The 12357-nt window shown below is 40.1% G+C and carries 14 protein-coding genes; 11 read left to right on the forward strand and 3 right to left on the reverse strand.

Annotated features, from left to right (window positions below; translation table 11 throughout):
* Positions 1–9 precede the first annotated feature (9 nt).
* The 5 genes from M2135_RS01765 (at position 10) to M2135_RS01785 (ending at position 4107) form a co-directional block, all read left to right on the forward strand.
* Positions 10–864 (forward strand): hypothetical protein, encoded by an 855-nt coding sequence (locus M2135_RS01765; protein ID WP_280746856.1) that lies wholly within the window; start codon positions 10–12, stop codon positions 862–864.
* 8 nt (positions 865–872) lie between these two features.
* Positions 873–1790, forward strand: coding sequence for a CDP-alcohol phosphatidyltransferase family protein (locus M2135_RS01770; RefSeq protein ID WP_280746857.1), 918 nt, complete (start codon positions 873–875; stop codon positions 1788–1790).
* A gap of 4 nt (positions 1791–1794) precedes the next feature.
* A complete protein-coding gene (locus M2135_RS01775) occupies positions 1795–2511 on the forward strand; it encodes an HAD family hydrolase (protein ID WP_280746990.1) in 717 nt (238 codons plus the stop codon).
* A gap of 107 nt (positions 2512–2618) precedes the next feature.
* Entirely contained in the window at positions 2619–3434 is an 816-nt protein-coding gene (locus M2135_RS01780) for a metallophosphoesterase (RefSeq protein WP_280746858.1), read from the forward strand.
* Entirely contained in the window at positions 3415–4107 is a 693-nt protein-coding gene (locus M2135_RS01785; protein WP_280746859.1) for a hypothetical protein, read from the forward strand. The genes M2135_RS01780 and M2135_RS01785 overlap by 20 nt, the downstream gene beginning before the upstream one ends.
* Positions 4108–4169: 62 nt before the next feature.
* Here M2135_RS01785 and M2135_RS01790 read toward each other — a convergent pair whose 3' ends face one another.
* Positions 4170–4844, reverse strand: coding sequence for an OmpA family protein (locus M2135_RS01790; RefSeq protein ID WP_280746860.1), 675 nt, complete (start codon positions 4842–4844; stop codon positions 4170–4172).
* Between the two features lie 53 nt (positions 4845–4897).
* Entirely contained in the window at positions 4898–5224 is a 327-nt protein-coding gene (locus M2135_RS01795) for a hypothetical protein (protein ID WP_280746861.1), read from the reverse strand.
* 458 nt (positions 5225–5682) lie between these two features.
* On the opposite strand from M2135_RS01795, the gene M2135_RS01800 reads away from it, so the two are divergent.
* Genes M2135_RS01800 through M2135_RS01820 form a run of 5 tightly spaced genes read left to right on the forward strand, consistent with a single transcriptional unit; the run spans position 5683 to position 9003 of the window.
* Positions 5683–6393 (forward strand): hypothetical protein, encoded by a 711-nt coding sequence (locus tag M2135_RS01800; protein ID WP_280746862.1) that lies wholly within the window; start codon positions 5683–5685, stop codon positions 6391–6393.
* A 7-nt stretch (positions 6394–6400) separates the two neighbouring features.
* Positions 6401–6868 (forward strand): hypothetical protein, encoded by a 468-nt coding sequence (locus M2135_RS01805; RefSeq protein ID WP_280746863.1) that lies wholly within the window; start codon positions 6401–6403, stop codon positions 6866–6868.
* A complete protein-coding gene (locus M2135_RS01810) occupies positions 6858–7619 on the forward strand; it encodes a polyphosphate polymerase domain-containing protein (protein WP_280746864.1) in 762 nt (253 codons plus the stop codon). The genes M2135_RS01805 and M2135_RS01810 overlap by 11 nt, the downstream gene beginning before the upstream one ends.
* Positions 7616–8323, forward strand: coding sequence for a DUF4956 domain-containing protein (locus M2135_RS01815; protein WP_348537097.1), 708 nt, complete (start codon positions 7616–7618; stop codon positions 8321–8323). The genes M2135_RS01810 and M2135_RS01815 overlap by 4 nt, the downstream gene beginning before the upstream one ends.
* Positions 8323–9003, forward strand: coding sequence for a DUF2490 domain-containing protein (locus M2135_RS01820; RefSeq protein ID WP_280746865.1), 681 nt, complete (start codon positions 8323–8325; stop codon positions 9001–9003). Before M2135_RS01815 ends, M2135_RS01820 begins: the two co-directional genes overlap by 1 nt.
* A gap of 99 nt (positions 9004–9102) precedes the next feature.
* On the opposite strand, the gene clpB is transcribed toward M2135_RS01820, so the two are convergent.
* Positions 9103–11691: an ATP-dependent chaperone ClpB gene (clpB, locus tag M2135_RS01825; protein WP_280746866.1), complete on the reverse strand. Its 2589-nt coding sequence runs from the start codon at positions 11689–11691 to the stop codon at positions 9103–9105.
* Between the two features lie 198 nt (positions 11692–11889).
* Here clpB and M2135_RS01830 point away from each other — a divergent pair, with 198 nt between their 5' ends.
* A complete protein-coding gene (locus tag M2135_RS01830; protein WP_280746867.1) occupies positions 11890–12357 on the forward strand; it encodes a WbuC family cupin fold metalloprotein in 468 nt (155 codons plus the stop codon).

The raw sequence follows: 12357 nt of genomic DNA on the forward strand, positions 1-12357 counted from the left end.
GGTCATACAATGAGTCAAATAAATATAGCAGGTATCAGAAGAGGAAATCAATTTTCTCCCAACCACATCGGGAATGATGCTGCTATTTTTTCATTAACAGTCAAACATCTTCGTGATAAAGGCTGTACGATCAATGAATATATCGAATCAGATCTTCAGATCAAAGAGATCAACGAACCTGTTATTTTTAACATGGTCCGTGACTGGAACTCCATTCGTAAGTTACAGCAGTTAGAGGATCAAGGCGCTACAGTAATCAATTCGGCTTATGGCATTGAAAACTGCACCCGTGAAAAGATGACACGGTTGTTGATGGATAACCATATTGCACACCCCGAAAGTCTTATTGTACGTACAGACGAAGATCCGGCTGAAGCACTTGAAAAGGCTGGAATGTTTAATTGTTGGATTAAAAGAGGGGATTTTCATGCCATCCACCGTGAGGATGTCACTTATGTCAGAAACCCGGAAGAGGCTTATTCTATCCTAAAAGAATATGCGATTCGCGGCATCTCTTCAGCTGTAATCAATGAACATTTGACAGGTGATTTGATCAAATTCTATGGAGTAACCGGTACCGATTTCTTTTACTGGTTTTATCCCTCTGACATACATCACAGCAAGTTCGGATGGGAACAGATCAACGGAACAGCTAAAGGAATACCTTTTGAGACAATCGAACTTCATAACATATGCAATCAGGCTGCAGCAGTTTTAAACGTGCATATTTATGGAGGAGATTGTATTGTATCTGAAGACGGATCCATCCGATTGATTGATTTCAATGATTGGCCCAGTTTCGCTCCTTGTCGGCAAGAGGCTTCTTCTTTTATTGCCCAACGGATATGGGATTTAATTAACTAAAAACGGATATGAAAAAGGAACAACAAATACCCTCTCTGGAATCAACCTATAAATCTCTGGATACGGAAGAATTTATTGATATTCACTTCTATCGCCCTCTCGGTTACAAGTGGGCCTTGTTTTTTCATCGGTTAGGAGTTACACCCAATCAGATTACAGTGGCCAGTATTATACTTGGTATTGCTGCCGGTATTTGCTTCTATTTTCAAAGCCTTCCGATAAATATTCTGGGGATGTTCTTTTTAATATGGGCCAACTCGTATGACAGCGCCGACGGCCAGCTGGCCCGGATGACCGGACAAAAAAGCCAATTAGGCCGTATATTGGATGGGGCGTGTGGAGATATTTGGTTTATTACCATTTATGCTGCAATCTGTCTGCGTCTGACTGGTCAATGGGGCATCTGGATCTGGATATTCGCCGCTATTACCGGTTTTTTCCATAGCAAACAAGCATCCATGGCTGATTATTACCGCAATATTCACCTCTTATTTTTAAAAGGCAAATCGGGTAGCGAACTATCCTACTCTGTTACACTTAAAGAAGAATATGAAAAAACACCTTGGAAAGGTCATTTCATCTATAAGCTTTTTGATTGGTTTTATTTGAACTATACCATTGGTCAGGAACAATTATCTCCTAAATTTCAACAGATGATGCATCTCATCCGAACAAAGTATAATGGAAATGCACCCGATTGGTTTCAAAAAGCGTTCAGAACAAAGAGTCTGCCTTTGATGAAATATACAAACATGCTTTCTTTTAATACACGTATTATAGCCTTATTTATCAGTCTTTTCATTGACATGCCATGGCTTTATTTTGTGTTTGAAATGAGTGTATTGAATATTATGCTGGCCTATATGGTAGGACGACATGAGAAGTTTTGTGTTGAATTCAGTAAAGAACTTGAAACAAATGACTGAAAATCTGTTCCGCTTAGAAAAGGTAAAAGGGATTCTCTTTGATTACGGAGGTACTATCGATAGCAACGGCATGCATTGGGCAGAAGTCATCTGGATGGCTTATCAATACTGTCAGATACCTGTAACCAAAGACGTTTTTCGTCAGGCCTATGTCCATGGAGAAAGAACACTGGGACGTAATCCGATTATTCAGCCCTATCACAATTTCCGGGATATGCTTAAACTCAAAAGTCAGATTCAGTTTGAGTGGTTGATAGAACATAAATACATACCGTCCACCTCCACCGAAGAACCCGGACAAATTGCGGAGTGGTGTTATCGATATGCACAAAATGCCATTAATAATGCCCGTCCGGTACTGGAGGCATTAGCAATACGTTATCCCTTGGTACTGGTCTCCAATTTCTATGGTAATATCGAAGCTGTATTAAAAGATTTTCAGTTGGATCACCTCTTCAATTCGATTGTCGAATCGGCTGTAGTGGGTATCCGCAAACCTGATCCGGAGATCTTCCGGTTAGGCGTCGAACAACTGGCTGTTCCTGCAGAGAACAGTGTTGTTATAGGCGACTCCTATGATAAAGATATCATTCCGGCACAAGAGATCAAAAGTCAAACGATTTGGCTGAAAAATACAGGCTGGGAAGATTATAAAGGAACTGAAACTGCTGATGTCGTTATTTCTGACTTTGTCGAATTAAAAAACCTGTTTTTCGGTTAAATAGATCATCATTTGTTTTTATCCGAACCATATTCTCCCTTAAAATGTCCATTCACGAAGGACAATACGCAATTACCTTTACAACCTGAAACAGAAAAAATAGTTTTATGTATAAGAAATCACTTTTATTTCTTTTCCTCCTCTCACTCATTTCTTGTGATATCTTTGATTATCACCCTTACGATGGACGGTTGAGTTCGGACACAAGTAAAGGGATAAACACAACGAATCTGCAGAAAATCACATGGGATAATGCAGACAAGGACACGATCCGTTTTATCTGGTTTGGCGATAGCGGACGCAGCCTGGATGAGTTAAAGGCTTTTGTGAATCATGCCAATCAAAACGACTCGATCGACTTTGCGATACATTCGGGTGATATCACCGAATTCGGGTTGAAAAAAGAGTTTGAGTGGGCAGACGAGATTCTAAAGAAACTCAAAATACCTTATGTCGCTTTAATAGGCAACCACGATATTATTGCCAATGGAGATAAAGTATTTCAAAAAGTGTATGGAGATGAGAATTTTTATTTTCAGGTAAACGACCTGTTATTTTTATGCCTGAATACCAATGCCATTGAATATGACTATTCCATGGCTGTACCTGATTTCAACTTCATTAAACAGGTGAGGCTTAACAATGCAAAAACGGAAAAACCGGCTAAACGAACGATTGTAACCATGCATGCCCCTCCCTTCAATGAACAGTTCAATAATAATGTAGCAGAAATATTCCAGGAGAAAATAAAAGAATATCCGGATTTACTTTTTTGTTTGCATGGACATACTCACAACTTTGCCACCAATGATTTTTTTGATGATGGCATTATTTATTACGCTTGCGATAATATGGGAAAGCGTAGTTATCTGATTTTTACAATAACTCCTGACAACTATTCGTATGAACTCGTTAAATTTTAAAATAATCCTCTGTTTATCTCTCCTGCTTTTATCGTTACAAGTGGGTGCTCAGGAGCATTTCATAAAAGAAGAAACTCCCCAACATGCACGATTTTACGGTAAACGCATCGAACGATATTACTCGGTCTGGAATGCATTAATTCCAAAATATACCAAAATGCAGTTCGCCGGTTCTATGGGTATGTTATCTTTTGGTGTCGGATGGAATTATGGAAAAGATCGTTGGGAAACAGATATGATGTTCGGTTTTGTGCCCAAATCGACCCATAACTTAAAGACAAATAGTGCAAAAGAGTTGAAAACAATGGGTACTTTCACATTAAAACAAAACTATATTCCCTGGCGTATCCCGATACATAAGGATATTATCTTTGAACCATTATCCTGCGGACTCTATTTCAATACCTTGTTGAATGGTGATTTCTGGACCAAACAACCATCCAAATACCCTGAAGGATACTATTTTTTCTCGACAAAAGTACGTACACTTCTATTTGTCGGTGAGCGAATCACATTTAAACTCAATCACAAATACAGATGGAATAAATCAATCACCCTGTTCTACGAATTCAGCACCTCTGATCTTTACCTCCTTTGTGCTGTAAAAGACAAAGAACTCAAACCTCGTGATTATCTTGGATTATCATTGGGGATTAAATTACAGATCTTATAGAAAAAGCCATCTTCTTTTGGGAAGATGGCTTCATTAGATAGATTAATTGTATCATTCACTTTTTACTGAAGTGTTCCGGCCTGTGCCTCCTGAATCATCTTTTCATTGGCCATGATCAAGATTTCTACCCGACGATTCAACGCACGTCCTTCTACCGTTTTATTATCAGCTACCGGCTCGTGAATACCTTTGCCTTCATAAGTCATACGATCCTGACGCACGCCCTGAGACAATAAATAGTCATTCACACTTTTTGCCCGTTTTTCGGATAAAGTCTGATTGTAATCCACATTCCCTGTACTATCTGTATGTCCTATCACCTTGATATAGGTATCCGGGTTGGCTTTCAACGTGTTTGAAAAATTATACAACGCACTTTTTGAAGCGTCACTGACTGTACTAGAATTGGTTGCAAACAAAATACCCGAATCAAAGGTGATTTTTAAAGCTTCACCATTATTCACCGTCTCTACTGTGGCATCAGGAACGGTTTGTTCAATCTGTTGTTTTTGTTTATCCATCTTCTTTCCGATCAATGCGCCGGCTGTTCCTCCAACTGCGGCACCAATAACCGCACCTAATGCCGTATTTCCGGCAATAGCACCAACACCTGCACCTACTGCAGCTCCACCACCAACACCTATCGCAGTACCTTTAGCTGTATTATTCCATGTACCACAACTTGTCAAAACAACTGCCATACTCAGCAGTACTGATAATAATTTAATCTTTTTCATTTTTCTAGTTGTTTATAAACTCTGTTTTACTTGCGTCCAATTAGAACAACTTATCAGTCGAACATGTTTATCGAATCACAATAAGCCAACTCTCCTTGTACAATAAAAGTCACTTCTTCCGGTTCAAACTTACCAACGCCGTCTTTCTGTGCGTTTTTTACCACATATGCTATCAGTTCGTCTTCATCGATTTCTATATCTCCTTCGTCATCTTCATCATCAGATAAATACCCTCTGCTTTCATAAAAATCGTAGATCAGATCAACGATGTAATTGATATCATCGTCACTGCATTTGCCTTTCATCTCCTGAGGCAGATAATTCTGGATAAATTTCACCGAATCATCCTCGTCATACCTAAAGTCGTCTTTATCACTCATTACATTTACATTTAAATTGTTAGGTATCGACAAAGATACGATTAAAATCGTTTTATTCTCAAAAAGTCTACATACTCTTTTTTTACACCATCCTGTGGAAATAAAAACATTATTCCGACTGTTTTTCGGCAGCATACGGTCTGTTTTTTTGTTACACCTACTTCTGTTTTCTGTTAGAGGTACGTCTAAATGAATTTAGAGGTAGGTGTAAATCCGTTTAGAGGTACGTCTAAAACAATTTAGAGGTACCTCTAACAAAAAAGTATGTGTAATGCTTCCAATAAACCGAGAGCAACATCCCGGTTTTTGTTTGGCTTGCTTCACACAACAGACTACCCAAGAGAGGGAAACTCTGTTGTCTACTTCATTTTTTCATGGATAAAGCAGGTTCAAATTCTTTTATGCTCCAAAAGAGGTAAAAAAAGCATATATTTGTCACCATTTTATAAGACACAACAATGAAGAAGTATTCTTATTTCATATTACTACTTGCAATTTCAGTTATCACAGCTTCATGTAACAAAGACGAAGGTCTGGGAGGTTCTTCTACATTAGAAGGGTATGTCTATAATGTCATACATAAAGATGATAATTTCTCGTTCTCGATAGATACGATTCCCGCAGTAAAAGAAGATGTATTTCTTCGTTTTGGTCATGAGGGTTATTTCGGTGATGATGTTGAAACAGATCATACAGGTATGTATCGTTTCAATTATCTGCGGAAAGGGAATTATTCGGTGTATGCCTTATCCCAATATGCGGACGACCGACAAGAGGCTGTTATCAAAGAGGTTCATGTGGGATCTGGGGTAAATAAAGTCGAAGACATCTATATACATACCGGAAAGGCCTATGGCACAGCGATGGTTAAAGGTTCGGTCAAAGCGCTCTATTATGATAAAGGTCGGAAAGTGGATGAAGGTCCGGCGATCGAAAAACGTGTTTTTATTAATCATTATGGCGAAGAAACCCATTTTGATGATGTGCGCGTTGGTGATCAAGGTGTTTTTATTTTTCAGAAACTATTACCTGGGAAATATGAGATATGGGTGACTACAGAAGATCCGGAGACAGAAAAACTAACCTCCGTCAAACAGCTCATAGAAATCGATGAATGGGGTAAAATATACGAACTGCCGAAAATATTTACGGTAATTATAACAGTCTGATATGTCTATGAAAAAGAGAATTAAATGTATCGCTATCCTATTCATTCTGTTTATGGGCAGTAGCTTTCTGACGACCTTAGTAGCCCAAGTTCAGGAGCCTGTCAAAAAAGAAATTCCCCAAGCGACTCTGGAAAAAAGAGAACGCAGAAAGAATCAGGTTGTCAAAGAGATGAATACCGATGCCAAAGGCAAAAGACAATGGATGGATCATCTAACCGTATGGGATGAAGACGGCCTTAAGCTTGAAGAGATCGAATATGCCGTTTACGGCCAAAGAGAACGGGTGACTTTCGAATATGATGAATACGGAAAATGTATTCGTGAAAATGTCTATAACGATAAAAACAAACTGTACCGAATCAGAAAATTTGAGTATTTCGAAGACGGCAGAAAAAAGATTCAGTACAACTACAATCCGGACGGTAAACTCTATTCAACAAAGATTTTCGAATACTCGTATAAGGATGCGGAATAACTACGATCATATTTTGGAACGTATGACTCCTATTACGCTGGAAGAGATGCGTACAATCCACTTGATGGATCGTATCGATTCAAAATTTGTCATTCCAATCACTACGCTTCCTTTGCTGCTTGAAGCCCTTCAATCTTGTTATAAGGTGCAGTTTCATAATAATAGACGGATAGCTGCATATACCACCCAATATCTGGATACCCCCGATCTGAATATGTTTCTCATGCATCACAACGGCAAACTGAACAGACAAAAAATACGTATCCGAACCTATAAAGACTCACAACTCTCCTTTTTGGAAGTCAAAAACAAAAACAATAAAGGAAGAACGAAAAAAATCCGAATACCGGTCGATCAGTCATCTATCAGCTGTCAGGAAGAGCTAAAAGAGTATGAGACGTTTTTAAAACAACATACTCTATTCGATTGTCAGACGTTAAAGCCGGTATTGTCCAATGAGTTCGAACGGATTACGCTAATCAACAAACAACTGACAGAACGGGTCACCATCGATTCGTACCTCTCTTTTTCGGGTTTCGACAGTATGCAAAAAGAGATGATGAATCATGTAGCCATTCTCGAACTGAAACAAGACCGGAGTAAACACTCCGACTTTAAACAGATACTCTCGCGTTTTCGCATCAAACAATGTGCATTCAGTAAATATTGTACAGGTATTGTATTGACAAACAACGATGTCAAACGGAATCGTTTCAAACAACGTATAAATTCTTTAAATAAATTGATATGATCCAATCAGATTACGACCCTCAAATTGCCGCCGAATATGCACAGGAATTAGCCGAAAAAGGTCTCACCTTTATGGGCGTAGAGGTATTCGATCCGACCAGTTTTTGGATGCTTCTGCTCCGGTTTGCGTTCAACTTATTGGTCTGCTGGATAATCATCCAATTCTTTTACTATCGGAAAAGTAGACGAAAAGATTATTATTTTACATTTATGCTCTTCAGTGTAACGATTTTTCTATTGTTATTCCTGTTAGAAAGTATTCCTATGCAAATTGGGTTTGCATTGGGACTGTTTGCTATTTTTGGCATGATCCGGTATCGGACGGAAACGGTACAGATCCGGGAAATGACCTATCTGTTTGTGATTATTGGTATTTCTGTTGTCAACGGTTTGTCGACAGCCGTACCTTATGCGTCGGTAATTGTGGCCAATCTGCTCTTTATCCTGGTCACCTGGGTGCTCGAAAGCAATAAATTCCTCAAACACACTTCAAATAAGATCATTTTATATGAAAAAATAGAGTTGATTAAACCGGAAAAACACCAGGAACTATTAGCCGATCTGAAAGAAAGAACCGGATTAGATATACTGAAAGTGGAGATCGGGCATATCGATTTTCTACGAGACACAGCTTATCTGAAAGTCTATTATAAAGCAAAATCCGACGAAATCAACACCATAGATAACATCACCCGATTCCCTTAATGATGATGAAATATGTATTGACGATATATTTTCTGTTCATTGCTTTTTTTGCTTTTTCACAGGTGGAAAGAGATACCGACGTCGGCCTCTCATTCACGATGGAAGTTCAAAAAGAGTTTATTAAAAATTTAAGCTGGTCGCTGGAAGAAGAAGTGCGTTTACAAAACAATGAGAAAGGGTTCGACCGAAGTGTCTCCTCATTGGGTATGGATTATTCATTTTGGGATAAACGGATTAAAATAGGAGGATATTATGCGTTTCTCTATCTCTATAATGAGGATCGTCTGTTTGAAGCCAGACATCGTTATTACCTCAATCTGATCGTGAAAGAATCGATCAACCGGTTTACTTTATCATGGCGTGGCAGAATACAAGGAACTCACCGGAACGAAAACCGCGGTGAATATAAAACCAATCCAAAGTATGTCATGAAAAATAAATTCGAAATAGAATATTCGGTATGGGGAAAACCATGGAAACCTTTTATTTCCTGCGATCTATCCTCCGATCTGAATAATCCGTCCGGTAATGAACTGACCCGTATCCGCTCGCAGATCGGAACAAATTGGCGTTTGAACAGAACAGACTATATCGATTTCTTCCTTCGTTACGACCACTACCTGTCGATTAAAGAAACAGGTGTTCTTCTGTTAGGAGTCGCTTATAAGATTAAATTGTAGCAACTTCTACCCATAAAATGAAACTGTCCAAAAAGTAAAGACATACACGTCTTATACACTCTTCAGACAGTTTCTCTAATATGCAAATAAACTTCTTTATCAGTTCTTAAAAACCAACCCCTCTCCTTCCCGATCGATCGTGATCGGTCTACTGCGGTCGATCTTCATCCCCAGGATCTCTTTGGAGAGTTCGTTCAACACATATTTCTGGATCACACGTTTGACCGGCCGTGCGCCAAATTGCGGATCAAATCCTTCATCAGAAATGAAGCGGATTGCTGTATCCGTAAACTCTAATGCGATACCATTTTGAGCCAGCATCTTTTTTACACCGTCTAACTGAAGTGTGACAATCTGCCGTATCTCCTCTTCATTGAGCGGGGTAAACATGATGATCTCGTCAATACGATTCAGGAATTCAGGACGAATATTCTTTTTAAGCAGCTCCAGTACCTGAAGTTTCGTTTCATCTACGACCTGTTCATGATTTTCCGGAGTCATCTTTTCAAAGTTCTCACGGATAAGTATTGATCCCATGTTACTGGTCATAATGATAATCGTATTCTTGAAATTCACAACACGCCCTTTATTATCCGTCAGACGGCCATCATCCAGGATCTGTAACAGGATATTAAAGACATCCGGATGCGCCTTTTCGATCTCATCAAAAAGTACGACCGAGTAGGGTTTACGACGAATCGCTTCCGTCAGTTGTCCCCCTTCATCATAACCCACATATCCCGGAGGCGCTCCGATCAGACGAGTCGCACTGAACTTTTCCTGATACTCACTCATATCGATACGCGTCATCATATTTTCATCGTCAAACAGATATTCCGCCAGCGCTTTGGCCAATTCGGTCTTACCCACACCTGTTGTACCCAAAAAGATAAAAGAACCGATCGGACGTTTCGGATCCTGGAGTCCCGCACGACTACGACGTACTGCGTCGGATATTGCACGAATCGCATCCTCCTGCCCAATGACACGTGTGTGCAGTTCAGCCTCTAAACTTAAGAGTTTATCTTTTTCACTTTGCATCATTTTATTCACAGGTATACCGGTCCAACGAGACACCACATCGGCAATATCTTCACTATCGACCTCCTCCTTTATCATAGCAGAAGATCCTTGCATTTCATGCAATTTCGACTGTATCTCCTCTATCTCTTCTTCTTTTGCCTTGATTTTACCATAACGAAGTTCGGCCACCTTTCCGTAGTCCCCTTCCCGTTCAGCTTTGTCGGCTTCAAACTTCATATGTTCAATATCGATCTTGTTTTGCTGGATCTTATTGATCTGGTCTTTCTCATTCTGCCATTGTGCTTTCTGCTTCTTCTCCTCTTCTTTCAGATTGGCGATCTCTTTATTCAACGATTCCAGCTTCGGTGTATCATTTTCCCGTCTGATCGCTTCCCGCTCGATCTCCAATTGTTTGATACGGCGGGAGACTTCATCCAACGACTCCGGTACGGAATCTACCTGGATACGCAAGCGTGCTGCTGCTTCATCCATCAGGTCGATGGCTTTATCCGGCAAAAAACGATCGGTGATATAGCGCGACGATAATTGAACAGCCGCTATGATCGCATCATCTTTGATGCGTACCTTATGATGATTTTCATATTTTTCTTTCAAGCCCCGCAAAATAGATACGGTATCCACTTCGTCCGGTTCTTCTACCAATACCGTCTGGAAACGGCGTTCCAACGCTTTATCCTTTTCAAAATATTTCTGATACTCATCCAATGTCGTCGCACCGATAGAACGCAATTCACCACGTGCCAAAGCCGGTTTCAGTATATTGGCGGCATCCATTGCCCCCTCGCTTTTACCTGCTCCTACCAAGGTATGGATCTCATCAATAAACAGAATAATCTCTCCATCAGATTTAACCACCTCATTGACGACCGATTTCAACCGTTCTTCAAACTCCCCTTTATATTTTGCACCGGCTATTAACGCACCCATATCCAAGGAGAATATTTGCTTAGATTTCAGATTCTCCGGAACATCTCCACGGATAATCCGATGTGCTAATCCTTCTGCTATCGCCGTTTTACCCACTCCGGGTTCGCCGATTAAGATCGGATTATTCTTCGTGCGACGGCTCAGGATCTGCAATACCCGGCGAATTTCATCATCACGTCCGATGACCGGATCCAGCTTGCCACTGCGTGCCCGTTCATTCAGATTAATCGCATATTTCCCTAAGGCATCATAGGTCTCTTCTGCCGACTGGCTGGTCACTTTATTCCCTTTGCGCAACTCCTCTATGGCCTGCCGCAACTCTTTTTCAGTAACTCCAGCGTCTTTTAATATCTGCGAAGCAGTACTTTTCTCCGTCAATAATGCCAAGATGATCGGTTCCAACGAAACATACTGATCACCCATCTTCGAAGAATAATCAATCGCTTTTTGTAAAACCGCATTTGTTTCACCCGAAAGGTAAGGTTCACCACCCGACACTTTCGGGTAGGATTCGATCTGACGATCCAACACCATATTCAGATTCTGGATATTTACCCCCAGCTTCTGAAACAGAAAATTGACTACGCTCTCACCAGTCATAATGACAGCTTTCAACAAATGAACCGGTTCGATAAGTTGTTGGTTATTTGTCGAAACCAACTGAACGGATTGTTGAACAGCTTCTTGAGATTTAATTGTAAAGTTATTAAAATTCATTGTTATATATCTTTCTAATCGTTTATACTTATGTTACCTTATACACCTATAATAGTGCAAAAGGAGTGCCAGATAAGAATCGTGTCATTTTGACATATTTTCAAAACGTATGGATTTAAACAAAAACAAACTCTCCCCATAAAATGTTTTTCCGCACTTCTTTTGTATTTTCGCAATCGCATACCAAATAGAATCAATATGAAAATCATCGATACACAGCTTCTGGATGATACGACCCTAAAGGCAAAATCATCCCCACGTCACCGTATAAACCACAACTTTCATGGCGATTTGAATGATCCGGTGAACCGTTTCCTGAATGCGATGGAACCGGAAACATACGTTCGTCCGCATCGCCATTCAAACCCGGCCAAACAGGAAATCCTCCTTCTGTTGCGTGGAAAGATCGCCCTTTTCATTTTTGATGATAAAGGAGAGGTGACTGATCTGTTGGTGTTGAATCCGGAAGAAGGGATATACGGGGCAGAGTTACCCGCCGGTACATGGCACTCGATAGTTGTATTGGAAACAGGTTCGGTTATTTATGAAATCAAACATGGTCCTTTCGTTCCGCTGTCTCCCGACGATATGGCTCCATGGAGTCCGCCGGCTGAAGAGATAGAAAACGTAAAGGCATATATGGATAAACTCAAAGGATATGTATAA

The organism is Parabacteroides sp. PF5-9, assembly GCF_029893105.1.
Lineage (GTDB): Bacteria > Bacteroidota > Bacteroidia > Bacteroidales > Tannerellaceae > JARXWG01.

Coding starts and splice junctions, on each gene's coding strand:
- M2135_RS01805 (WP_280746863.1), top strand. CDS start 6,401: ATGAAAAAGAGAATTAAATGTATCGCTATCCTATTCATTCTGTTTATG.
- clpB (WP_280746866.1), bottom strand. CDS start 11,691: ATGAATTTTAATAACTTTACAATTAAATCTCAAGAAGCTGTTCAACAA.
- M2135_RS01770 (WP_280746857.1), top strand. CDS start 873: ATGAAAAAGGAACAACAAATACCCTCTCTGGAATCAACCTATAAATCT.
- M2135_RS01790 (WP_280746860.1), bottom strand. CDS start 4,844: ATGAAAAAGATTAAATTATTATCAGTACTGCTGAGTATGGCAGTTGTT.
- M2135_RS01785 (WP_280746859.1), top strand. CDS start 3,415: ATGAACTCGTTAAATTTTAAAATAATCCTCTGTTTATCTCTCCTGCTT.
- M2135_RS01800 (WP_280746862.1), top strand. CDS start 5,683: ATGAAGAAGTATTCTTATTTCATATTACTACTTGCAATTTCAGTTATC.
- M2135_RS01765 (WP_280746856.1), top strand. CDS start 10: ATGAGTCAAATAAATATAGCAGGTATCAGAAGAGGAAATCAATTTTCT.
- M2135_RS01815 (WP_348537097.1), top strand. CDS start 7,616: ATGATCCAATCAGATTACGACCCTCAAATTGCCGCCGAATATGCACAG.
- M2135_RS01820 (WP_280746865.1), top strand. CDS start 8,323: ATGATGATGAAATATGTATTGACGATATATTTTCTGTTCATTGCTTTT.
- M2135_RS01830 (WP_280746867.1), top strand. CDS start 11,890: ATGAAAATCATCGATACACAGCTTCTGGATGATACGACCCTAAAGGCA.
- M2135_RS01795 (WP_280746861.1), bottom strand. CDS start 5,224: ATGAGTGATAAAGACGACTTTAGGTATGACGAGGATGATTCGGTGAAA.
- M2135_RS01810 (WP_280746864.1), top strand. CDS start 6,858: ATGCGGAATAACTACGATCATATTTTGGAACGTATGACTCCTATTACG.
- M2135_RS01780 (WP_280746858.1), top strand. CDS start 2,619: ATGTATAAGAAATCACTTTTATTTCTTTTCCTCCTCTCACTCATTTCT.